The organism is Alysiella filiformis (genome assembly GCF_014054525.1).
GTDB classification, from domain to species: domain Bacteria; phylum Pseudomonadota; class Gammaproteobacteria; order Burkholderiales; family Neisseriaceae; genus Simonsiella; species Simonsiella filiformis.
In genome coordinates this window covers 1,677,741-1,701,717 of sequence record NZ_CP059564.1, presented here as the reverse complement: position 1 = coordinate 1,701,717, position 23,977 = coordinate 1,677,741, and the positions used below count along the sequence as shown (strand labels likewise).

General features: G+C 46.0%; 22 protein-coding genes. 10 read left to right on the top strand and 12 right to left on the bottom strand.

Annotation, left to right across the window (positions count from 1 at the left end; genetic code table 11):
- Positions 1-44 precede the first annotated feature (44 nt).
- From H3L97_RS08420 to H3L97_RS08410, 3 genes are all read right to left on the bottom strand, one after another.
- Positions 45-1,325 (bottom strand): L-fuconate dehydratase, encoded by a 1,281-nt coding sequence (locus tag H3L97_RS08420; protein WP_097113130.1) that lies wholly within the window; start codon positions 1,323-1,325, stop codon positions 45-47.
- A gap of 117 nt (positions 1,326-1,442) precedes the next feature.
- A complete protein-coding gene (locus H3L97_RS08415; RefSeq protein WP_097113129.1) occupies positions 1,443-2,282 on the bottom strand; it encodes a fumarylacetoacetate hydrolase family protein in 840 nt (279 codons plus the stop codon).
- A gap of 54 nt (positions 2,283-2,336) precedes the next feature.
- A complete protein-coding gene (locus H3L97_RS08410) occupies positions 2,337-3,089 on the bottom strand; it encodes an SDR family oxidoreductase (RefSeq protein ID WP_097113128.1) in 753 nt (250 codons plus the stop codon).
- A 209-nt stretch (positions 3,090-3,298) separates the two neighbouring features.
- Here H3L97_RS08410 and H3L97_RS08405 point away from each other — a divergent pair, with 209 nt between their 5' ends.
- Both H3L97_RS08405 and der read left to right on the top strand, forming a co-directional pair.
- On the top strand, positions 3,299-4,006 hold the full coding sequence (locus tag H3L97_RS08405) for a FadR/GntR family transcriptional regulator (protein WP_097113127.1): 708 nt from the start codon (positions 3,299-3,301) through the stop codon (positions 4,004-4,006).
- 205 nt (positions 4,007-4,211) lie between these two features.
- Positions 4,212-5,681, top strand: a complete 1,470-nt coding sequence (gene der / locus H3L97_RS08400; RefSeq protein ID WP_097113126.1) for a ribosome biogenesis GTPase Der — start codon at positions 4,212-4,214, stop codon at positions 5,679-5,681.
- 73 nt (positions 5,682-5,754) lie between these two features.
- Here the strand turns inward: der and H3L97_RS08395 are convergent, their stop codons facing one another.
- The gene (locus H3L97_RS08395; RefSeq protein ID WP_182073068.1) at positions 5,755-6,234 is read right to left on the bottom strand and encodes a hypothetical protein; all 480 of its coding nucleotides are present in this window, start codon (positions 6,232-6,234) and stop codon (positions 5,755-5,757) included.
- On the bottom strand, positions 6,182-6,418 hold the full coding sequence (locus tag H3L97_RS08390) for a hypothetical protein (RefSeq protein WP_097113124.1): 237 nt from the start codon (positions 6,416-6,418) through the stop codon (positions 6,182-6,184). Before H3L97_RS08390 ends, H3L97_RS08395 begins: the two co-directional genes overlap by 53 nt.
- Before the next feature lie 147 nt (positions 6,419-6,565).
- On the opposite strand from H3L97_RS08390, the gene H3L97_RS08385 reads away from it, so the two are divergent.
- From H3L97_RS08385 to H3L97_RS08370, 4 genes are all read left to right on the top strand, one after another.
- Entirely contained in the window at positions 6,566-6,955 is a 390-nt protein-coding gene (locus H3L97_RS08385; protein ID WP_097113123.1) for a helix-turn-helix domain-containing protein, read from the top strand.
- 431 nt (positions 6,956-7,386) lie between these two features.
- Positions 7,387-7,770 carry an MAPEG family protein gene (locus H3L97_RS08380; RefSeq protein WP_097113122.1) on the top strand — a complete coding sequence of 128 codons (384 nt, stop codon included), beginning with the start codon at positions 7,387-7,389 and terminating at the stop codon, positions 7,768-7,770.
- Positions 7,771-7,812: 42 nt separating this feature from the next.
- Positions 7,813-8,292 carry an S-ribosylhomocysteine lyase gene (locus tag H3L97_RS08375; protein ID WP_097113121.1) on the top strand — a complete coding sequence of 160 codons (480 nt, stop codon included), beginning with the start codon at positions 7,813-7,815 and terminating at the stop codon, positions 8,290-8,292.
- 93 nt (positions 8,293-8,385) lie between these two features.
- Positions 8,386-9,105, top strand: a complete 720-nt coding sequence (locus tag H3L97_RS08370) for a 5'-methylthioadenosine/adenosylhomocysteine nucleosidase (protein WP_097113120.1) — start codon at positions 8,386-8,388, stop codon at positions 9,103-9,105.
- Positions 9,106-9,160: 55 nt separating this feature from the next.
- Here H3L97_RS08370 and H3L97_RS08365 read toward each other — a convergent pair whose 3' ends face one another.
- The 6 genes from H3L97_RS08365 to H3L97_RS08340 all read right to left on the bottom strand — a co-directional run bounded on the left by H3L97_RS08365 (position 9,161) and on the right by H3L97_RS08340 (position 17,045).
- Positions 9,161-10,408: a hypothetical protein gene (locus tag H3L97_RS08365; RefSeq protein WP_097113119.1), complete on the bottom strand. Its 1,248-nt coding sequence runs from the start codon at positions 10,406-10,408 to the stop codon at positions 9,161-9,163.
- A 189-nt stretch (positions 10,409-10,597) separates the two neighbouring features.
- A complete protein-coding gene (locus tag H3L97_RS08360) occupies positions 10,598-12,061 on the bottom strand; it encodes a S41 family peptidase (protein ID WP_097113275.1) in 1,464 nt (487 codons plus the stop codon).
- A 145-nt stretch (positions 12,062-12,206) separates the two neighbouring features.
- A complete protein-coding gene (locus H3L97_RS08355; protein WP_097113118.1) occupies positions 12,207-13,043 on the bottom strand; it encodes a YwqG family protein in 837 nt (278 codons plus the stop codon).
- Between the two features lie 177 nt (positions 13,044-13,220).
- On the bottom strand, positions 13,221-13,733 hold the full coding sequence (locus H3L97_RS08350; protein ID WP_143269074.1) for a hypothetical protein: 513 nt from the start codon (positions 13,731-13,733) through the stop codon (positions 13,221-13,223).
- Between the two features lie 108 nt (positions 13,734-13,841).
- Entirely contained in the window at positions 13,842-16,058 is a 2,217-nt protein-coding gene (locus H3L97_RS08345) for an NADP-dependent isocitrate dehydrogenase (protein WP_097113116.1), read from the bottom strand.
- 177 nt (positions 16,059-16,235) lie between these two features.
- On the bottom strand, positions 16,236-17,045 hold the full coding sequence (locus H3L97_RS08340) for a substrate-binding periplasmic protein (protein ID WP_097113115.1): 810 nt from the start codon (positions 17,043-17,045) through the stop codon (positions 16,236-16,238).
- A 313-nt stretch (positions 17,046-17,358) separates the two neighbouring features.
- Between H3L97_RS08340 and H3L97_RS08335 the strand changes: the two genes are divergently transcribed.
- The 3 genes from H3L97_RS08335 (at position 17,359) to recO (ending at position 19,948) form a co-directional block, all read left to right on the top strand.
- Positions 17,359-17,556 carry a DUF5363 family protein gene (locus H3L97_RS08335; protein WP_097113114.1) on the top strand — a complete coding sequence of 66 codons (198 nt, stop codon included), beginning with the start codon at positions 17,359-17,361 and terminating at the stop codon, positions 17,554-17,556.
- 12 nt (positions 17,557-17,568) lie between these two features.
- Positions 17,569-19,071, top strand: a complete 1,503-nt coding sequence (locus H3L97_RS08330) for a carbon starvation CstA family protein (protein WP_097113113.1) — start codon at positions 17,569-17,571, stop codon at positions 19,069-19,071.
- A gap of 148 nt (positions 19,072-19,219) precedes the next feature.
- A complete protein-coding gene (gene recO, locus H3L97_RS08325) occupies positions 19,220-19,948 on the top strand; it encodes a DNA repair protein RecO (protein WP_097113112.1) in 729 nt (242 codons plus the stop codon).
- Here recO and H3L97_RS08320 read toward each other — a convergent pair.
- Entirely contained in the window at positions 19,933-20,133 is a 201-nt protein-coding gene (locus tag H3L97_RS08320) for a hypothetical protein (RefSeq protein ID WP_143269073.1), read from the bottom strand. The two genes, recO and H3L97_RS08320, sit on opposite strands and share 16 nt — an antisense overlap.
- Between H3L97_RS08320 and recB the strand changes: the two genes are divergently transcribed.
- Positions 20,125-23,733: an exodeoxyribonuclease V subunit beta gene (recB, locus tag H3L97_RS08315; RefSeq protein WP_097113111.1), complete on the top strand. Its 3,609-nt coding sequence runs from the start codon at positions 20,125-20,127 to the stop codon at positions 23,731-23,733. The genes H3L97_RS08320 and recB overlap by 9 nt on opposite strands.
- Positions 23,734-23,977 lie beyond the last annotated feature (244 nt).

The window sequence follows — 23,977 nt, the reverse complement described above, 5'->3', positions numbered from 1 at the left end:
TTATTTGCAATTTTGGTGCGTGGTACGCACCCTACATTGGAAACTTAATTTTTAAATTGATATTCTTTTAATGAACTGTCTTTCATTTCAATAGAAAAACCCGCTTCTTTGGGTGGCATATATGCCGCGTTTTCAATCACGCAAGGGTGGATAAAATGCTCGTGTAAATGGTCAACGTATTCGGTTACGCGCCCCGATTTGTCGCCTGAAAAACACAAATAATCAATCATGGACAAGTGTTGCACATACTCGCAAAGCCCCACACCACCAGCATGTGGGCACACTTTCAAGCCATATTTTGCCGCCATCAACAACACCGCTAAAACCTCATTCACGCCCCCCATGCGACACGCATCAATTTGCACCACGTCAATCGCCTCGCGCATGATAAACTGTTTAAACATCATGCGGTTTTGGCACATTTCGCCAGTTGCCACCTGAATCGGCGCAATCGCTTCACGAATGGCGCGGTGCGCTTCCACATCGTCTGGGCTGGTTGGCTCTTCAATAAACCAAGGTTTGGCAAAAGCCAATTCCTTAACCCAATCAATCGCTTGCTGACGCTCCCAAACTTGATTTGCGTCTATCATCAAATGGCGTTCATCGCCAATGATTTCACGCGCAATGCGAACACGGCGTTTGTCGTCTTCCAAATTTTGTCCGACTTTCAATTTAACATATTGAAAACCTTCATCAATTGCTTCTTGGCACAAACGCGCCAATTTTTCATCGCTGTAACCCAGCCAGCCTGCCGAAGTGGTGTAGCATGGGTAGCCTTCACGCAATAAAATTTCGGTGCGTTCTGCTTTGCCTTGTTCGGCTTTCGTTAATAAATCAAGGGCTTCTTCGGGCGCGATGCAATCGGTTAAGTATCTGAAATCAATGCAATTTACCAATTCTTCGGGCGACATATCCGCCACCAAACGCCACACGGGTTTGTTTTCCGCTTTCGCCCACAAATCCCACACCGCATTGACCACCGCCCCTACCGCCAAGTGCATGGCACCTTTGTCTGGACCAATCCAACGCAGTTGGCTGTCGCCTGTGAGTTTGCGCCAAAATTGTGCAGGTGCTTGTTTGACTTCATCTAAATTCAAGCCCACCACCAAATGCCGCACGGCTTCAATTGCCGCACAACAAATTTCATTACCACGCCCAATCGTGAATGTTAATCCATGACCATTTAATTCTGAATAATTGGTCTTTAAAATCACATAGGCGGCGGAATAATCGGGGTCGGGGTTCATCGCGTCCGAACCGTCCAATTGTTGTGAAGTGGGGAAGCGAATGTCCAACACTTCCATATCGGTGATGGTGATTGACATATTTTTTTACTTTCTATTCAATGATTTATTTTTTAAAAGGCTGAATTTTAGGTAAAATTTTTTTCAGGCTGCCTGAAACGCCTGTACCCAACAAGCAGCCTGAAAAAATCAAATTGTTTAAGCCTGAACGACTTTTTGCGTTTGCTCGCCCAAGCCCTCAATGCCCAAACGCATGGTCTGACCCGCTTGCAAATACACGGGCGGTTTTTGTCCCAAACCCACCCCTGGTGGCGTACCTGTGGAAATCACATCGCCTGCTTGCAAACTCATAAAACGGCTCAAATAGCTGATTAAAAATGGAATTTGGAAAATCATCGTATTCGTGTTGCCATTTTGATAACGCTTGCCGTCCACTTCCAACCACATTTGTAAATTGTGCGGGTCGGCGATTTCGTCTTTGGTTACCAAATAGGGACCCATTGGACCAAAGGTGTCGTTGCCCTTGCCTTTGTCCCAAGTGCCACCGCGTTCCAACTGATATTCACGCTCGGAAACATCGTTAATCACGCAGTAGCCAGCCACATAATCCATCGCGTCTTTTTCGTCAATGTAGCGACCGCTTTTGCCAATGACCACGCCCAATTCCACTTCCCAATCCGTTTTTTGCGAACCGCGTGGGATTTCTACATCGTCATTTGCGCCCACGATTGCGCTTGTCCATTTGTTGAAAATAATCGGTTCTTTGGGAATGGGCGAGTTGGTTTCGGCGGCGTGGTCGGAATAGTTCAAGCCAATGCAGATGAATTTGCCCACATTGCCCACACACGCGCCAATGCGAACGTCATTTGGCACAATCGGTAAAGTCTCCAAATTGGTCTGACCAATTTTGGCTAATTCGTGTTCCAATACAAAGCCGTTGATGTCCGCCACCACAGACGATAAATCGCGGATATTGCCTTGCGCGTCCAAAATAGCGGGTTTTTCTGCGCCTTTTGCGCCAAAACGAAGTAATTTCATAAGTTGATTCCTTTTCATTTAAATGGGTGATTTGTTTTCAGGCTGCCTGAAAATTCAATTTGACCAACCACCGTCAATCACTTGGCAAGTGCCTGTTGTGAAAGCCGATTCATCGCTTGCCAAATAAACGGCTAATGCGGCAATTTCGCTGTCCCGACCAATGCGTCCCATGGGTTGTCGCGCCACAAATGCGGCAAACACTTCTTCAATGGTCTTATTTTGTGCTTTGGCTTGCTCGGCTATGCGTTCATGTAAAGATGGCGATTCCACCGTACCAGGGCAAATCGCGTTGCAACGAATGCCTTGGGTAACATAGTCGGCAGCAACCGATTTGGTCAGACCAATAACAGCCGCTTTGCTCACGCTGTATGCAAAACGATTGGGAACGCCTTTCACGCTGGACGCGGCGGACGACATATTGATGATAGAGCCACCACCTTGCGCCAACATTTTTGGTAAGACCGCTTGAATGGCGTGAAACATGGTCATCACGTTTAAATCCCATGATTTTTGCATGTCTTGTGCGCTGCTTGCCAACACATCGCCAGCCGCCACCCAGCCTGCACAGTTAAACAAAACATCAATTTTATCTAATTTTTCAAAGAATTGGCTGAACTTTTCCGTTTCCAATAAATTGATGGCGTGAATGTGAATGTTCTCATGTTCGGCTTTCAGCGATTGCAAGGCGGCTTCGTTGATGTCCAACGCCCAAACTTGTGCGCCTTCTTGCGCGTAGGCAAGTGTGGAAGCACGCCCAATGCCTTGCCCTGCGGCGGTTACGACACAAATTTTGTCTTTTAAACGCATGATGTTATCCCTTGTTTATTGATGTAATGAAATGTAGTCTAAATGAAAAATTTTAACTGTTCAACTGGTCTAACCACTTATTCATCAAAATTGATGAAGGTCATTAAAAATTCTGAATGTCAAGTGATGAAATGATGTTATAATTTTGATATTTAAAAAATTTATTTTTCAAATGAACCACATTTATCATCGCGATAAAGGTTAGACCAATGCAAGCAGAATCCCTTATTCCATCAGATGCGCCCCCGCGCTTATATCAAAAAATCGCCAATTTATTGCGGGAAAAAATCACACAAGGCGAATGGCAAGCAGGCGACACTTTGCCAAGTGAGCGGGATTTGGCAAAATGGCTCAATGTGAGCCGCACTTCTGTGCGTGAAGCGATTATTGCGCTGGAAGTATCGGGGTGGCTTGAAGTTAAAGTGGGAAAGGGGGTTTATGTTTGCCAACAAAAGGAAAATCAAAATATTGATTTAAATGGCATTTCGCCATTTTCGCTCTTGCAAGCGCGTTTGTTGATTGAACCTGAAACGGCTGCGTTGGCGGCTGAAAACATGACTGAAAAGTCTTTGTTTTTGATTAAACAGGCTTATTTGATGAATGTTTCGGATAACATCATGGGTTCTACGACCCATGATGGCGACCGCTTGTTCCACATTCGCATTGCAGAGAGTTGCGGCAATGATGTTTACCCTTTGATTTTGAAAAAATTATTGAATGAACAATCCAGCAAATTGTTCAGTGCGTTGCGCCGACTTTACACGCCCAGCGATATGCCTTTGCGTTCGCAACAGGAACATTATGCGATTTTGATGGCTTTGGAACAGCGCGATGTAAACGCTGCGCGGGAAAACATGCGTGTGCATTTGCAAAATGTGATTGACATTTTTATGCGTGGCAAAGAGCAAAATTTGTGAATATTCAAGGTTTTCAGGCTGCCTGAAACGCGAATTTCTGTTAAAATGCCCCCAAATTGATTTTCAGGCAGCCAACGCATTTTCAGGCTGCCTGAAAAATTTTGATTAACCCGTGTATGGCAAAATACACCTGCTTGCTGCCTGAAAAATATTTTCGCTGGACGCGCAGTCCTTTCAGGCAGCCTGAAACAGAGAAAGCAAAAACATGAAACCAACCATCGCCCTAGTTGGCAGACCCAATGTCGGCAAATCCACCTTATTCAACCGCTTAACGCGCACCAAAGACGCACTCGTGCACGACCTGCCAGGTTTGACACGCGACCGCCATTATGGACACGGACGCGTTGGCACGAAACCCTATCTCGTTGTGGACACAGGCGGTTTTGAGCCAGTGGTGGACAGTGGCATTTTGCACGAAATGGCAAAACAAACCCTGCAAGCCATTGACGAAGCCGATGCCGTGATTTTTCTGGTGGACGCACGTACTGGCTTGACCCCACAAGACAAAATCATCGCCGACCGCTTGCGCCAAAGTCCGCGCCCCGTGTTTTTGGCGGTCAATAAAGGCGAAGGCGGCAACCGCCCCGTTTTGGCAGCCGAATTTTACGAATTGGCTTTGGGCGAACCCCATGTGATTTCAGGGGCGCATGGCGATGGCGTTTACCATTTGATTGAAGATGTGTTGGAAAAATTCCCCGAAGCGGAAGACGAGCAGCCTGAAAACCATCACCCCACTTTCGCCATTATCGGTCGCCCGAATGTGGGTAAATCCACCTTGGTTAACGCGATTTTGGGCGAAGAGCGCGTGATTGCCTTTGACATGGCAGGCACGACCCGCGACAGCATACACATTGATTTTGAACGCGAAAACAAGCCCTTTACCATTATTGATACGGCTGGCGTACGCAGACGCGGCAAAGTAGATGAAGCGGTGGAAAAATTCTCCGTGATTAAAGCCATGCAAGCGATTGAAGCCGCCAATGTGGCGGTTTTGGTGCTGGACGCGCAACAGGACATTGCCGACCAAGACGCAACCATCGCAGGTTTCGCGCTGGAAGCAGGACGCGCATTGGTGGTTGCCGTGAACAAATGGGACGGCATTTCCGAAGAACGCCGCAACGACATCAAGCGCGACATTGCGCGTAAACTGTATTTCCTTGATTTTGCGAAATTTCATTACATTTCCGCACTCAAAGAAAAAGGCATTGACGGCTTGTTTGAAAGCATTCAGGCTGCCTACGATGCCGCGTTCATCAAAATGCCCACGCCCAAAATCACGCGCGTTTTGCAAACGGCTGTGGAACGCCAGCAACCGCCACGCGCAGGTTTGGTGCGCCCGAAAATGCGCTATGCCCACCAAGGCGGCAGCAATCCGCCTGTGATTGTGATACACGGCAATTCTTTGCACGCGATTGGCGACAGCTACACGCGCTATCTCACGCAGACTTTCCGTAAGGCATTCAATTTACAGGGAACGCCATTGCGGATTCAGTATAATGTGAGCGAAAATCCGTATGAAGAAACGGCAAAAGAAACGAAAAACAAACCCTTGCGCCGTGTGAGTTTGAGTAACCGCATTGCCAAACGCGAAGGGCGCAAAGACGAAAAAGCGCGCAATAGTGGCGGCAAAAGCAAGAAAAAGCAGGTTTCCAGTAAGAAACAGTATCAGAAATAAGTGAAATTCAGGCAGCCTGAAAGGTTGTCAGGCTGCCTGAAATCTTTAATTCACACCATTTTTAATAAAAATCTTAATAATTAAGAGTAAAACTTTGACCTGTTTTCAGATTTTGAAAATTGAAGAACGAAATATTGCGCCCATAATTAGGATATTCACGCTTCATTAATACAGATAAATCATATACATTATTAATGGCATCTTCCTGATTAAAGGCATATAAATTTGCACTCCAAAGTGGCATCCCCATTTCATCACATGCAGAAATATCGTAAATATTAACAGGATTATTGCTTAACAATTTTTCCATTTCTTGTCCCAACATATATTTCATATCAGAAAAATGAGGGGTAGCCATATATTCCTGTTGAATACGCTGAATTTTGTCTATTTCACCTTTTGCATGTAATGTGAAGTAATGCTCACCATCTTTTACGATGCCATAACCTGAACCATTTGATTTTAATGATGTTCTGAGTCTAATTGCCATAATATTTCCCCTACTCCCATTCACATTCCAAAATACTAGGGCAGGCTGAAGTAAAGCCATCATAAATTTTTGTATTAGCAACAAAAATTTTTACGTGATCTTCTTCAATAATTAAACTAGCTGCACCCGATGAATCTGTTTTTACATCGTTTGGCATGTGATTGGTGCTTACTTTAACACCTTCTTTGCCTACCATTTTGCCTTTATTATCTTCTTGAAAGACATAAACTTTAACTCTTGTTGCCATAATGATTTCCTTTGTAAAAATAAAAGAGATTACTTCCACACCATTTTTGATTTACAATCATGAGATGTTTCAGTAATTTCATTATTACTGAATTCATTTTAATACACCAGCTACTAAAAAGATTTATTCTGTACAGAAAGGACAAAAATGGAAACCCACGAAAAAATCCGCACCATGCGTGAATTAAATCAATGGTCGCAAGAAGAAATGGCAGAAAAATTGGATATGACCGCAGGGGGATATGCGAAAATTGAACGCGGAGAAAATTCAATCAATATAGAAAGATTACAACAAATTGCCAATATATTTAAAATTGATGTGTGTGAATTATTGAGAACGGATAAAGGTTTAATTATTCAATTAGATGAAATCAATGGCGATAACAACAATCACATCGCCATTTACTCATCAGCAAACGATTCACAATACGAAATTGAAAAACTCAAATTGATTATCCAACACAAAAACGAACTGCTCGCCCAAAAAGACCGCGAACTTGCCGCCAAAGATGAAATCATCGCTTTATTGAAAAAATGATTTTCAGGCAGCCTGAAACTTTTGCAAAACTCGGTTTGTAGGGGCAGATTTCATATCTGCCCTGTTTAGAATTGCAGAAATTTTTATTTTTATCAATAACATGAACTCGGGATAAGTCACTGTCAATTTGCCAACAAACCTGCCCTCTCTCCCTATGGGAGAGAGTTGGAGAGAGGGCTTGTTGAGCAGCATACCCTCTCCCCAGCCCTCTCCCACAGGGAGAGGGAGCAAAGTGACTTAAATTGATTAATCACTTTTATCCCGAAATCGCGTTATCAATAAATTGAAAAAAGGCGGATATGAAATCTGCCCCTACGAATTGAGTTTTGCAAAAGTTTCAGCCTTTCAGTACACAACAATTTTTGTCGTGTATGGCAAGACTGACAACATTTTCCGATAAGAAACCGAACCATCAAACAAAGGACTCAATCATGACTTTTGCCTATTTCAGCATACTCATCATCTTGTTTTTGAATTTATTTTGTGCGGCATACGCCAAAAAATTGGGCGGCTTTCAAATTGCCGACAACAAAAATCCACGCGATTTTCTGGCGCAAACCACAGGCAAAGCCGCTCGCGCCCACGCTGCCCAGCAAAATGGACATGAAATGCTTGCGCCTTATGCGGCGGCGGTCATCATTGCCCATGCCACAGGCGAGGCTTCGCAGTTTGCCATCAATTTTTGGGCGGTGGTGTTTGTGTTGTCGCGTGTGGCGTTTATTTGGGCTTATTTGCAAAATCAATCGCTTGTTCGCTCAACTGTGTGGTTTGTGGGCTTTTTGGCGATTGTGGCTTTGTTTGTGGTGGCTGCCTGAAACTGGTATAATCGCGCCTTTATTTTGTGAAAATTCATCATCATGAACACCATTCAAACCGAAAAACGCATGAATGTGGAAAGTTTTAATCTTGACCACACCAAAGTGAAAGCCCCCTATGTGCGCTTGGCGTGCGTAACCGATGGCGACCACGGCGACAAAATCTACAAGTACGATTTGCGCGTGTGCCAACCCAATCAAGACCACATGGAAATGCCCGCTTTACACAGCTTGGAACATTTGATGGCGGAATTGTCGCGCAATCATTCTGATAAAGTGATTGACATCAGCCCCATGGGTTGCCAAACGGGTTTTTATGTGGCGTTGCTCAATTTGCCCGAATACAACGATGCACTTGATTTGATTGAAAAAACCCTGAAAGATGTGGTGGTGGCAACCGAAGTGCCTGCCTGCAATGAAGTGCAATGCGGTTGGGCTGCCAGCCACAGTTTGGAAGGCGCACAAAAAATCGCCCAATATCTGCTGGATAAACGCAGCGAATGGACGGAAATTTTTGCCTAATGCCAAAGGCGGGTTGTTGAACCCGCCTTATTTTTTGAATGTTGAATCTATGTTTCAGGCTGCCTGAACATACCTTACAGAAAGTCTTTTGAAATGCCACACACCACCCCATTCCACCCCGAAACTTTTGGTATCATTGGCGCAATGGAGCAGGAAATTGCGCTGCTCAAACAGGCAATGAGCCAAGTGCAAGCCCAAACCATTGGCGCAACCACCGTTTACACAGGCGTGTTGGACGATAAAAACGTTGCTTTGTGTTTGAGCGGCATTGGCAAAGTGAACGCCGCCATTGCCACCACCATTTTGATTGAACATTTTTCATGCGATTGCGTCATCAACACAGGCAGCGCGGGGGGGTTGACTTCACGTTTGCGCGTTGGCGACCTTGTGATTGGCGCGGAAGTGGCACATCATGATGTGGACGTTACCGCCTTTGGCTATGCCCACGGACAAGTCCCCAAGCTGCCTGAACGCTACAAAAGCCACAAAACCCTGATTTTTGCCGCAGAAATGGCAGCAGGACAATTACCCGATATTCAAAATCATTTGGGCTTGATTGTGAGTGGCGACCAATTTATCAGCAGCAACAAGATGTTGGATACCATTCGTGGGCATTTCCCCGATGCGCTTGCTACCGAAATGGAAGCCGCCGCCATTGCCCAAACTTGCCATCAACTGAACAAGCCTTTTGTGATTATCCGCGCCATTTCCGACAATGGCGACAGCGATGCCGCGATGAGTTTTGACGCATTTTTGGAAATTGCTGCCGTGCATTCTGCCAAATTGGTACGCAGCCTGTTGCGTCAAATGTAAAAAACCATTTAAGCTGCCTGAACGTGGGTTTCAGGCAGCTTATTTTTTAAAAGCCTTATTCTGCTTGAATGGTTTTATCCATCAATTCTTTGAATTTTGGCGAAATTTTTTCCAAATCCACCGTATTGCTTTCATTGGCTTGAATCACAAACACAGGTTTGCTGCTGTATTGCATTTCTGTTTCGTAAATCAAGCGCACATGTTTGCCATAAAACAATTTACCAAACAGCTCATCGGGCATATCGGCAGCCTGAACCAATGCCAAAATGCGACCTTTGCTGTCCAAATAAAGCTCGGTTTCCACTTCAATTTTGTTGAGCAGCGATTCCACCTCGGCGATTTCAGATTCGCCATTTTCGCCCACCGCTTTCACATTTTTGCGTGCGTCTTCCATGCTTTGCTTAATGGTTTTCAGCATTTCAATGAATTTGGCATGATTTTCGGGGGAAACATCGCTTTGAGCCGTGCCATTTTTTTGATTATCTTCAAGCTGTTGCACAATGCTGTTGAACAATGCCGTGCTGTAAATCTCGCCTTGTTCGCTGTTTTGTTTGTGGCTGATGCGGTATGTTGCGCCCAAACGTTTGGCGCGTTCGTCCAAAGGCAACATGGCGAATTGTGTTTTGTCCATTTGGGCAATGCCATCGTCAAATGCTTTGGGCAGACTTTTGAACAGGTCTTTTAAAGGAATGTTTTTGCGCAGCGATTCAGGCAGGGTAATGCGTACATAGCGATTGTTGATGGGTTCAACCGCCAAATCATTGCGTACCGTGTAAACATCAGAAAAAGCCGACACGCCAGCAAGGTCAATCAATGCGCTGCTTTGTTTGGCATCAATTTGAATGGGCAATTTAAAATAAGCACCCGAAGCGCGTGTTTCATAACGGATTTCTGGCACAATTTCCAATTTGCCATTGGGCAAATCCCAAGCACCCGAAACGGGTACGCTCACGTTTTTGGCGAAGTGTTCAGCCAACAATTCGCTGCTTGCCAATTTTTTTTCGGCACGTTGGCGAATTTGGGTTTTGCTGCGCATTTTGGGATTGTCTCGGTATTTCCATTTTGCGATATCGGTTTCGCGTTCAATGAAGGTATTCAGGGCTTGTTCGCGCGTTTTGGCGTTGGCATTGGGCGAAGTTTGCACAAACACTTTACCCGTAAAATTGTATTGCGAATCCTGTTTAAATTGACGCTGCATACTGGTGCGGTACATTTGGTCGGGCGTTTGATTGGCAATGCTGCTGCACGCGGTTAAGCCCAAAAAAGACAGCGCAAGCGCACACAATTTCAGATGTGATTTCATAAATTGTTTCCATTTTGTGAGTGAATTAAAACAGACATTCTAACGGTTTTCAGGCTGCCTGAAAAGCAAATTGTGGCTTAATTGCTTACATATTCAATTATCTATATTCAAATTCAGACAGCCCCCAAAAATCATTGGTCGCAAAAAAACCTTTCAGGCAGCCTGAAAGGTTTCTTGAATCAAAAACGATTATTTTTCTTCTTTTTTGGCAGGAGCAGGTTTTTTCGCTGCCAAGCCCAAAGATTTGTGCCATTCGGCTGGGTTTTTAATCAAATCCAAAGCCTTACGCAGTTGGTCATCTTTTTCAGGATTGGGTTTGCGGCGGCTGGACAAATCTTCATCTTTGTCTTTGGGTTCGCTGGCGGCGGCAGGTTTGGGGCTTTCTGCATTGTTCAACACGCCGCCTTTCACATCTTCTTCGCCCAATGGGTTGCCGATGTGTCCGCCCAAATCTGCCTCACGGCTTTCAAAGGTGCGGGTTTTGTCTTGCACTTCCACATCTGGCACAATGCCCACTGCTTGAATGGAGCGGTCGTTGGGCGTGTAATACAAGGCGGTGGTGATTTTCACTGCGCCACCATTGTTCAAAGGAATAACCGATTGCACCGAACCTTTACCAAAACTGCGCGTACCCACAATCACGGCACGTTTGTGGTCTTGCAATGCACCCGCCACAATTTCGGAAGCCGAAGCCGAACCCGAGTTAATCAGTACCGTCATGGGTATGTCTTTAATTTCAGCAGGCAAATTTGCCAAAGGGTCAACACCAGCCGCCATGATGTAGTCTTCGGGAACGGCTTTGAGCGACATGGCAGGTTTGTTATCGCGCCCTTTGGTGCTGACCACAGGGCTGCCATTTTTCAAAAATGCCGCCGACACGCCCACCGCACCATTGAGCAAACCACCTGGGTCATCGCGCAAATCCAACACCAAGCCTTTCAAAGGCTGTTTGTTTTCGGTTGTTAAAGCGGAAATGGATTCAGCCAGCGCAGGCACGGTGCGTTCTTGGAATTGGCTGATGCGCACATAGCCATAATTGGGTTCAAGCAAATGGTGGCGCACACTTTTCACTTTAATCATGGCACGGGTTAAATTGACCACAATCGGTTTGGGGCTGTCTTTGCGCGTTAAAGTGAGCGTGATTTTGGTATTGGGTTTGCCACGCATTTTTTTCACGGCATCGGTGGTACTCATGCCGCGTGTGGATTCGTTTTCAATTTTGATGATGAAATCGCCGCTTTTCACACCAGCGCGTTCGGCAGGGGTGTCTTCAATGGGTGCAATGACTTTAATCCAGCCATCTTCTGCGCCAATTTCCATGCCCAAGCCACCAAATTCGCCAGAAGTGCTTTCTTTCATTTCAGAATAGCCTTTTTGGTTCATGTATTCTGAATGTGGGTCTAGGCTGGAAACCATGCCTTTTACGGCACCTTCTAGCAATTTTTCATCGGTTTCTTCGGTAACATAATTGGCTTTAATTTGGCTGTACACTTCCGCCATATTACGCAACGATTGAATGGGTAAGCCATTGTCTTTATTATTGGTAGTGGCTGTTTTATCGGCAGCAAAACTTTGCACGCCCACGCTCAACGCAATGCCGCTCAACGCGCCTGCAACGTAAAGACTGATTTTTTTCCAAGTGTGTTGTGCCATTGTGAACATTCTCTTTCTGTGTTCAAAAATACAAAAACCGTAAGATTAGGCGATTTTGCTTGAATATGAAAGGGGTTGATGTGAAATTTTATGCAAAAACAATTTGATTATGGGCGTTCATTGTTTCAGGCAGCCTGAAAACCCATCAACAACAATCCATCGTAAAAAACGCTTTATCAAACGCCAGATTTTTCAAATCTTCGGGGCGGATAAAGAAATTGCCCACACCGCAATCGCCCCACATGATATTCACGTCATCATTGCTATCTCGCCAATCGCTAACCAATTGGAATAACAGCACATAATCTTTCAAATCATACGAGCCATAACCGCGCACATCGTCTTGCGTGAAATACGGATAACCGCCTACGCGATGTTGTTCGCTGTTTGAAAATTCATCGTATTTGTCGTGTAAATCCCATTCGTAATCATCGTCTTCGGATTTTTCGTCCAAAAAATCAAATAATTCAGGCACGACTTCGCCAAAAGCAAAATCGTGTTGCGTAATCGGCTGTGGCGTGGCAGCCTGAAAATAAATTTGGTAACTGTGATTAGGCGGAAACGGTACGCCAGAATCAGTTTCATCAAATTGAACAAAATCAAAATCTTGTTGCAATTCATCTGCGTTTTCAACCACATCGGCATGGTAAATCAATTTGTAGTGCGAATTGTCTTGGTAGTTATCAAAATTGATGCCGTAACAATCGTCTTTGCCGTCAATGAAAAACTGCAAAATGCCCTTACTCGGAAAATCAGGCAAGGCGGACATTTGCGCGAAATTGATTTGCGCCAAAAAGAACAAAGGTTCGCCATCAGGATTGTTTGGATAAGCAAAATCGCGTGGCAAATAAGGCTTGCCGCCCACTTTGCTGTCCCAAAGTTGCGTAGGGGCAACGGTCAGCGTGAATGGCACGCTCGGTTTGCAACTGGCGATGATTTCATCGGCAAAATCTTGAAATTCAACAGGAATATTTAATGACATAATCTGCTTTCCCTTTTTAAAGTTAATTTAACGCGAGTTTGGGATAAAAGTCATTGATTTGTTAAGTAACCCAGTTCCCTCTCCTGTGGGAGAGGGTTAGGGAGAGGGTAAAATGGGCAATGCTCAACAGTTTTTCCCTCTCCCAAAGGAGAGGGAGCAAGTTTCAGGCAGCCTGCATTATTTAGGCAAAACTTTCAAATCAGGATAAGCCTTTTGAATCACAGACTTAAATATCGGCTGATATTGCAGATAATACCATTTCCCATCATCTTCTTTAATCGCAATCAAATTTCCTTTAATTTCAAGACCATTGAGACGTGTGGTGGTCGGAAGCAACACATAATCGCGCCCCGTTTTGGATTTCAAAACCCTTTGTTTTTTCCAATGGATAACATAATCCAAGCTGGCATTTAATTCTTTGGCATCTCTGGCGGTTTCTTCGCCTTGTTTCAGCATTTCTTGTTTGATTTTTGAAATGGGCGTGTTGGTTTCTTTTGACAAAGTATCAAAAAAAGCCTGTGGCATCATTGGCATAATGGATTTAACATCGTGTTTGAGCGTGGCGGCTTTCATTTTAGCAACATCAGCGCGAATGGTTTTCTCGTCTTGTTCGTCATAAGCAAATGAAAGGGCAGGACTTGCCAAGAATGCCACCAAAACCATTGAAGGTAAAAACGATTTCGTTTTCATAAAAATTTCCCCAATCAGAAAAATTTGCATTTCAGGCAGCCTGAAAAGCTGTACAAAACTTTTCAGGCTGCCTGAATTTCATTTTAAATCAAATACAAATCATTGAAATCACAACGCATCAATCACCGCATTCAATTTCGCGCTTGGGCGCATGGCTTGGGCAACTTTGTCGGCATCAACAAAATAATAGCCGTTCAAATCCACCGCTTTGCCTGCGCCGCTTGCCAATTCCGCCAAAATTTCGCTTTCTTGGCTGGCTAATTTTTCGGCTACGGGCGCGAAAGTCGCTTTCAAATCCGCGTCTTTGTCTTGCGCTGCCAGAGCTTGTGCCCAATACAAGGCGATGTAGAAATGGCTGCCGCGATTGTCCAATTCGCCCGCTTTGCGTTTGGGCGATTTGTCGTTCAACAACAATTGCTCGGTTGCCGCGTCCAAAGTGTCCGCCAAAACCTGCGCTTTGGCATTGCCTTCACGCTGTGCCAAATGCTCCAACGACACCGCCAACGCCAAAAATTCGCCCAAAGAATCCCAACGCAAATGGTTTTCTTCGTTGAATTGTTGAACGTGTTTGGGGGCAGAACCGCCTGCGCCCGTTTCAAACATGCCACCGCCGTTCATCAAAGGCACGATGGACAACATTTTGGCAGACGTACCCAATTCCAAAATTGGGAACAAATCCGTGTTGTAATCGCGCAAAACATTGCCCGTTACGGAAATGGTGTCCAAGCCGTCTTTCATGCGTTTCAGGCTGGCTGAACACGCTTGCTCTGGTGCCAAAATGCTGATTTCCAAACCATTTGTATCCAAATCTGCCAAATAGGTTTTCACTTTTTGAATCAATTCGGCATCGTGGGCGCGGTTTTCGTCCAACCAGAAAATCGCTGGCGTGTTGCTCAAACGCGCACGGTTTACCGCCAACTGAACCCAGTCTTTGATAGGCGCGTCTTTGGTTTGGCAAGCGCGCCAAATGTCGCCTGCTTCCACTTCATGTGAAGTCAAAACGGTGCCGTTTTCGGTAACAATTTCCACTTTGCCATCGGCTTGAATTTCAAAGGTTTTGTCATGCGAACCGTATTCTTCGGCTTTTTGCGCCATCAAGCCCACGTTTGGTACAGAACCCATGGTTGTGGGGTCAAACGCGCCATTTTCTTTACAGAAATTGATGGTGGCGGTGTAAATGCCCGCGTAAGAGCTATCAGGAATAACCGCTTTGGTATCAATGGCTTTGCCGTTTTTGTCCCACATGCGACCGCTATTGCGAATCATGGCAGGCATGGACGCGTCCACAATCACATCGCTGGGAACGTGCAAATTGGTGATGCCTTTGTCGGAATCCACCATCGCCAAATCGGGGTTTTGGGCATACACTTCGGCAATTTTGGCTTCAATGGCTTGACGGGTTTCAGCATCCAATTTTTCCAATCCAGCCAACAAGTTACCAAAGCCATTGTTCACATTCACGCCAATTTCAGACAGCTTGTCGCCAAATTGTTCAAACACAGGCGCAAAAAACACTTTAACCGCATGACCGAAAATAATCGGGTCGGACACTTTCATCATGGTCGCTTTCATGTGCAATGAAAACAGCACACCTTGATTTTTCGCGTCTTTCACTTGCTCTTGCAAGAAAGCAATCAGGGCTTTTTTGCTCATATAAGTTGCGTCAATAATCTCGCCAGCCAATAATTTCAAAGGCTTACGCAATTCGCTTTGTTTGCCCGATTTGTCGGTAAACACAAATTTAACGGTGGTAGGCTCTTGAACGGTAACGGATTTTTCATTGTGGAAGAAATCGCCCGATGACATGGTGGCAACGTGGGATTTGCTGTCGGCAGACCATGCACCCATGCTGTGTGGGTATTTTTTGGCGAAATTTTTCACGGCTTTGGGGGCGCGGCGGTCGGAGTTGCCTTCGCGCAAAACGGGGTTCACGGCTGAACCTTTAATGCGGTCGTAGCGTGCTTGAATGTCTTTTTCTGCGTCCGTTTGTGGATTGCTGGGGTAATTGGGAACGGCATAACCTTTTGATTGCAATTCAGAAATGGCTGCATTCAACTGGGGCATGGACGCGGAAATATTGGGCAATTTAATCACATTGGCTTCGGGTTGCAAAACGTATTCGCCCAACTGTGCCAATGCGTCAGGAATGCGTTGATTCTCTTGTAAAAATTCAGGAAACACCGCCAAAATGCGACCTGCCAGCGAAATGTCTGCCAATTCAAATTGCACATCGGCGTGTTTGCCAAAGGCGCGGATAATCGGCAAAAACGATTGGGTTGCCAACGCTGGGGCTTCATCGGTGTGGGTGTAGATGATGGTACTCATGGTGTAAACTCCTGTGGGTTGAATTTTTCTTTTTCAGGCTGCCTGAAACAAGCCGCCTTGCGAATTATGGCACAAATTAACACAATTTTGCACATTAAATTTGTGTCTGTTTCAAAAACTTTTCAGGCAGCCAAAAAAGCGTTTTTCGGCTGCCTGAAAAGCAATATTGCAATGCGATTATTGGGGGGTTTTGCCCAACCATTTTTCTTTGATTTTGTCGTAAGTGCCGTCTGATTTGATGGCAGCCAAACCTTTGTTCAGTTTGTCCACCAATTCGGTGTTGCCTTTTTTAACGGCAAAAGCATTGGTTTCTTTGGGTAAATTGGGGTTGTAGATGACTTTCAAACCTGTGTCGGCATATTGTTTGGCATAGTATTCCAATGGGCTGGAATCGCCAATGGTGGCATCTACTTTGGATGCATCATTTGCCAAAACACGCTTAACGGTTTCCCATGCACTGTTGCTGCCCAAATCTTTTGCCAATTCGCCTGAACCTTGCAATTTTTGCAATGTGGCTTCGGCAGAAGTGTTTAATTGATAAGCCACTTTTTTGCCACGCATTTGTTCAAATGTATCAATATGGGAATCTTTACCCACCAACAATACGGTTGAAATTTCATTGTAGCTGTCTGAAAAATCCATATTTGGTTTGCGGCTTTCAGAAACGGTAATGCCACCTGCCACAATGTCCACTTCGCCCGTGTTCAAGCGTTCAAACAAGCCTTCCCAAGGGTAAGGGTCAAACGACATTTGCAAGCCTGATTTGTCGGCAATCGCTTGCAATACGTCCACATCAAAGCCTTCCAAACCTTTTGGCGTTTGCTGCACAAATGGGGGGTATAAGGGGTCAAGTGCCACTTTAATCACTTTACCCGATGTGCTGGCTGGGGCTGCTGGGCTGGGCTGGGTGTTTTCTTGGGCTTTTTCGCCACCGCAGGCTGCCAAGCATAATGCCAAAATAGATGATAAGAAAATATTTTTGGTCATAATCCATCTTTCATGAATGATTTGAGTTTAAACGTTTTAATCAACTAAACCCCCAATTTAACTGGGGTTTTAAATTTTAACATTTTTTTGTTTCAATAAAAGTAAAAATTGCTTGGATTCAACGTGCTGTTGGCAATGATGTGGCTGTTCAGGCAGCCTGAAAAAGCATTTTTGATTTATTTTTAATGAGATGATGTGCTGGTGTTTTGTGGTTTTTACACAATAAATCGCGTTAAGGGTTTGCGTGATTGTTTTAATTTTTGTAAAATCTTTGACAATTTATCCCTTCAACTCAAAGCGCAAGGAGAATACCGTGTCCGAACCCGAACCCGAAAAAATCGGCTTTTGGCGCAAATTGCTCAACAGCTACGACCAGCTTTGTAAAGACATGGGCGTGGAACAGGGCGGTTGTCGCAGTTGCGTGCCGAAAATTCAATTTGACGAAAACGGCAAACGCATTGACCGCAGGCTGCCTGAAACGCAAGCCCATTCCCCAGAAAACAAAAATTAAAGGATTTTCAAAATGATGTGGTTTCTCATTTGTGTGGCTTTGCTGTTGTTGGGCTACTTTTTTTACAGCAAAGTCATTGAAAAAATTTTCGTGATTCGCCCCGAGCGTCAAACACCAGCCTATTCCATGACCGATGGCGTGGACTATGTGCCGATGTCCAAAAAGCGCGTGTGGCTGATTCAGTTGCTGAACATTGCGGGAACAGGTCCCATTTTCGGTCCCATTTTGGGTGCATTGTATGGGCCTGTGGCGATGTTGTGGATTGTGTTTGCGTGCATTTTTGCAGGCGCGGTACAAGATTATTTAACAGGCATGTTGAGCATACGCAATGGTGGCGCAAACGTGCCCTATTTGGCAGGCAAGTATTTGGGCAATTCATTTAAACATTTTATGAATGTGTTGTCGGTGGTGTTGCTGGTGTTGGTGGGCGTGGTGTTTGTGGCAAGCCCAGCGTCTTTGCTGACCAACATCACGTCCGATTTGATGACGGCAGGTTCGGTGGGCGCGGCAGCAGTAAACGATGAGGCAGGCGTTTCAGCCAGCAAAGCCAATATTTTGGTGATTTGGACGGTCATCATTTTCGTGTACTACATCATTGCCACACTTGTGCCGATTGACAAAATCATCGGTCGCATTTACCCCATTTTTGGCGGTTTGCTGCTGTTTATGACGTGCGGCATGTTCTACGGCTTGGTGGTAAACGACATTCCCTTTTTCCGCACTTTGAATTTGTCGGAAGTGGGCATTGTTGAATTTTTCAAAAATCTGCACCCCAAAGACGCACCCATTTTCCCCTTATTGTTTGTAACCATTACCTGTGGCGCGATTTCAGGTTTCCACGCCACGCAAACGCCTTTGATGGCACGTTGCTCTGAAAACGAAAAAGAAGGGCGTTTCATTTTTTATGGCGCAATGATTGCCGAAGGGATTATCGCCTTGATTTGGTGTATGGTGGGATTGAGTTTCTACGACAGCACCGCCAGTTTCCAAGAGGCTTTGTTGGGTACGCCTTCCAAAGTGGTTTACGATTCGGCTGTGGGCATGTTGGGCTTGTTTGGTGGCATTTTGGCGGTTTTGGGTGTGGTGATTTTGCCGATTACTTCGGGCGACACCGCTTTCCGTGCCGCGCGTTTGATGATTGCCGAATGGCTGAACATGGAACAAAAAAGTTTGGACAAACGTTTGATGATTTCTGTGCCTTTGTTTGTGGTGGGTTTCATCATTTCCAAAATTGATTTTCAGATTTTGTGGCGTTATTTCAGTTGGGCAAACCAAACCACGGCAATGATTACGCTGTGGGTGGTGGCGGCTTATTTGTACAGCACGCGCAAAAATCATTGGGTGGCAACCATTCCTGCCGTGTTCATGACGATGGTGTGCAACGCCTTTATTTTGAACGCGAAAATCGGTTTCAACCTGCCTTATGATTTATCGGTGTGGGTGGGTGTGATAAGCGGTTTTGTGTCTTTGGTGTTGTTTTTGAAATTCATCAAACCGCGTGAAGATGATGTGTAAATAAACCAACCCTCTCTCCCTGCGGGAAAGCGTTGGAAGGCACAGTTACTTAAACTTTTATCCCAAATTTGCTTATGTTGAGGGCGGATTTTTATCCGCCCTTTTTGTTGTAGCCGTTATAATTGTCATTTTGATTGATTTTTGGATTATGTCGCAAACGCATCGCATTAACCATCAACCTGCTTTTGTGTTGAGCAGCCACCCTTGGCGCGAAAACAGCTTGCGCGTGGAATTGTTTAGCCGCGACTATGGGCGCGTGGGGGTGTTGGCGCGCAGTGCCAGAACGCGCGGTTCGGAATTGCGTGGGGTGCTGGTGCCGTTTGTGCCGATTAGCGTGTCGTGGTTTGGCAAGGAAGATTGGAAAACGCTGCATAAAGCGGAATGGTTGGGTGGCTGGCAGTTGGCGCAAGACAAATCTTTATTTAGTGCATTGTATTTGAATGAATTGTTGCTCAAACTCACGGCTCGGGAAGACCCCCACCCCGATATTTATCATGCTTTGCACCAAACCATGCGCGAAGTTTGCACCCAGCCTGAACACAGCTTGGCATTGCGTCAATTTGAATATACGGCTTTAAAATCATTGGGTTGGCTGCCTGATTTTGAGCGCGATGAATGGGGCGATGCGGTGCTGCCTGAAAAATGGTATCGCGTTTTACCCGAACACGGCTTGGAATGCTTGCCCAATCCGATTGCCCAAGACAATGTGGTTCAAGGCGAATTGCTGCTGCATTTGGCGCAACAGAATTTGTCTGCCACGCACGTTCAGGCAGCGTCTCGTTTGATGCGCAAGCTGATTGCGTTTCGTGTGCCTGAATTGCAAAGCCGCTTGATTTTGCAACAATTACAGCAGTTTAAAAATCAATTTTCATTGTGAATGCGTTTGTGGTGTGCCACAGTCTCACTCCCTCTCCTTTGGGAGAGGGCTGGGGAGAGGGAAAAATCGCGGACGCATCGCCAGTTTTGCCCTCTCCCTAACCCTCTCCCACAGGAGAGGGAACAGGTTTCAGGCAGCCTGAAAACAAATTTCACATATTTATTGAAAAAATCATCATGGCACAAACGCTTAATCCCCTAACTTTGCCTTTGGCGCACACCAATTTGATTGAGGCATCGGCTGGCACGGGCAAAACTTGGAACATTGCCGCGCTGTTTTTGCGACTGGTGCTGTTGCCCCTGCCCCAACACAGCCAGCCTTTGAGCGTGGACAAAATTTTGGTGGTTACGTTTACCAAAGCCGCCACCGCCGAGCTGAAAACGCGACTTCGCGCCCGTTTGGACGAAGCCTTGTCTGCATTGCACCGCACCGAAAATGCGTTCAGGCAGCCTGAAAATTTGCGCGAACATTGTGGCGATGATTTTCTGTTTCAGCTTTTGCAACAGGCACTTGCTGCCGAATCCGACCCCAACACCGCCCAAGCGCGGGTCATGTTGCGCCTGAAAGCGGCGATTGGCGATTTTGACAATGCGGCGGTTTACACCATACACAGCTTTTGCCAGCGCGTGTTGCAAGATTTCGCCTTTTTGTGTGGCGTGCCGTTTGACATTGAATTGGACGAGCAATCGGGCAAAGACGAATTGCTCATTGCCGCACAAGATTTTTGGCGCACGCAAATTGCCCAAGATATTGATTTTGCTGAATTGCTTTATCATCGCACTTCGCCCAAAAAGCAAGTTGATGCCTTGCACAATTTTGTGGCGCGACCCTATTTGACTTTGCGCGAAAGCGATGTGGGCAAGGATTTGTCTGCCGCCAAACGCGATTTTCAGGCAGCGTGGCAACGTGTCAGCACACAAATTGCCCAAATTGGCGAAACATTTTGGCAAATCCACCCCAATTTAAATGGGGTCAGTTTCAATGAAAAAACCTTTCGCAAAAAATTTGATTTTTTGAATGAAGTGGCAGGCAGCCGCGTTACCGCACAAACTTTGTGGGAAAATTTGCAAAACAGCAAAGGCGAAAGCCCCTTTTCTGCCGATTTTATTGCCAGCAAAATCAAAAAAGGCAAAGAAATCGCCACCGATAAAATTCACGAAATCGCACAATTAGACGATTTGGCAAATGCCTGTATCCGATTGATTGAAAAAGAAGAAAGTACACTGGTGTGGCTCAATCATCAATTACTGCAACATTTGCGCCAACACCAGCAACGCCACAAACAACGCAGCCCCATTCGCCATTTTGATGATTTGTTGCTTGATGTGTACCACGCTTTGCACCACAATCCGCAACACGCTGCCGCGCTGTCTGAAAACATGGCGCACAACTGGCAGGTGGCGTTGATTGACGAATTTCAAGACACCGACCCTTTGCAATATGCGATTTTTCGCAGCGCGTTTGCCCACAATCGCATTCCGCTTTTTTTGGTGGGCGACCCCAAACAGGCAATTTACAGCTTTCGCGGTGCCGATATTTTCGCCTATTTGCAGGCAGCCGAAGACGCATCGGCAAACAACATCTACACATTAAGCACCAATCGCCGCAGCCACGCCAAATTGATTAACAGCATCAGTGCCTTGTTTTCGCGTGAAAATCCATTTGTGCTGCCTGAAATTGCCTATCAAACTGTGGACGCATCACGCGAACACAGCCATTTGTTGCCACAGGGCAATGCGCTGACGGTACGTTGGCTCAATCGCCAGCAAAATCAAGATGATGATAAAGACAATGCCGCCAAATTGGAAAAACGCGCCGCCTCTTATTGCGCCAGCGAAATCGCGCAAATGCTCAACCAAAGCGCGGCAGGCAGCCTGAAACTGAAAGGCGAACCGCTCCGAGCCGACCAAATTGCGGTGTTGGTTCGGGCGCGTAAAGATGGCGTGTTGGTGCAGCGCGAATTGAAAAAACGCCACATTCAAAGCGTGTTGTTGAGCCGCGACAGCATTTTTGCCGAACCCGAGGCGGAGGCTTTGGCGGCTTTGTTGGATTTTTTCATTCAACCGCAGCGCACGGCAATGTTGCGATTTTTGCTTGCAGGCTGCCTGTTTGAATACACCGCCGAAGAAATCTTACAATTAAATCAACACGAAACCGAATTGCTCAAATGGATAGACAGCGCACAAAGCTGCCTGAATGTGTGGCTGGAACACGGCATTTACGCGGCAATTCAACAATTTGTGTCGCGGCATGGCGTGGAAACGCGCTTGCTCACACAGGGCAATGAGCGCACGCTCACCAATTTGCATCAGCTTATGGAATTGTTGGCGCAAGAAGATGAACAAAGCCATTCGCCCACATCGTTGCGACAATGGTTGGGGCAACACATCGCCGCCACGCGCGACAAAGAAAGCGCAGGCGAACACATTTTGCGTTTGGAAAGCGATGAGAATTTGGTCAAAATCGTTACCATGCACGCGTCCAAAGGTTTGCAATATCCGATTGTGTTTTGCCCTTTTGCGTGGAAGGCGAGCGGCAGCCGCAATGTCCCCGAATGGCAGATTGTCCACCATGCCCATCAAGCGGCGTTAATCCACAAAAATCAACTCAATCAAGATGATAAAGAAATGGGCGAACGCGAACGCTTGTCGGAAGACTTGCGTTTGATGTATGTGGCTTGCACCCGTGCCGAAGAGCAACTTCATCTTTACATGGCAAGCTACGACAGCAGCGACCGCAGCGCATTTGCCTATTTGCTGGGCGCGCAAGATGTGGCAAAGCAGCCTGAAAACTATTGGGCAGCGTGGCAGCAATTTGTGCAAGAAAAACAATCGTCTCAAACCGATATGCTGTTGATTGACCACAACCAAAATCGCGTGGAACACCATTTTGAGCCACCGCCACATCGCAGCGATTTTCAGGCAGCCGTGTTTCAACCGCGCCGCTATCAATTTGTTCGCCACACCAGTTTTACGGGTTTGAGCAAGCAAAATCAACGCCTTGCCGAACAAGCCGAAGCCGCCCGTGCCGAACTTTTGCCCACGCTGGACAATGTAGAACAAATCGCCCATCAGCCCAGCGAACAGGGCAACAGTATTCATCATTTTCCGCAAGGCACAAGCACAGGTTTGTGTTGGCACAGCATTTTGGAACAGGGCGATTTCAGCCAGCCAGCCAGCCAGCAAATCGCCTTGATTGATGAAAAATTGGCGCATTATGGTTTTGACCCCGAAACATGGCGCGAGTCGGTGGCGCAGATGTTTGACCGCGTTCGCCAAATGCCGCTTTTCGCGCAACACAATTTGGCGCAAAGCCTGCCTGAAAATCACATTATGGAATGGGGATTTTTGTTGCACACCGATGATTTTAAAGTGCAAGCCGTGCGCGATTGGTTCAGCCAGCCGCATTTGGGTTTATCGCCCGAAATCGCGCAGGCGGCGCAGGGTTTGAATTTTTATGATGTACAGGGTTTCATCAATGGTTTTGTGGATTTGTTTTACCACAGCAATGAGATGACGGCGGTGGTGGACTACAAATCGCATTATTTGGGCGACACGGCACAAGCCTATCACAAACACGCTTTGAATCACGCCATTGCCGAACACCATTATTACTTGCAAGCCCTGATTTATGCGATTGCGGCGGCGCGTTATTTGCAATCGCGCCACGCGCTGCCTGAAACCATAGCGGTGCGATTTGTGTTTTTGCGCGGTTTGGACGGCACATCAATGCACAGCGTGTGGCAATGGGACATTGCCACGCAAGATTTGGCGCAATGGTTGTGATGATTCAGATTGATAAAAAATCATGGTTAATTGATTGAAAAATGGGATAAATGTAGGGTGCAACTTGTTGCACCAAACCCATGTTTTGAAACCTTTGCAAAACTCGGTTTGTAGGGGCAGATTTCATATCTGCCCCGTTTAGGTTCGCAGAAATTTTCATTCTTATCAATAAATTGAAAAAAGGGCGGATATGAAATCCGCCCCTACGTCAGTTTAAAAGTAGGTTTTGCAAAGGTTTTAAGCT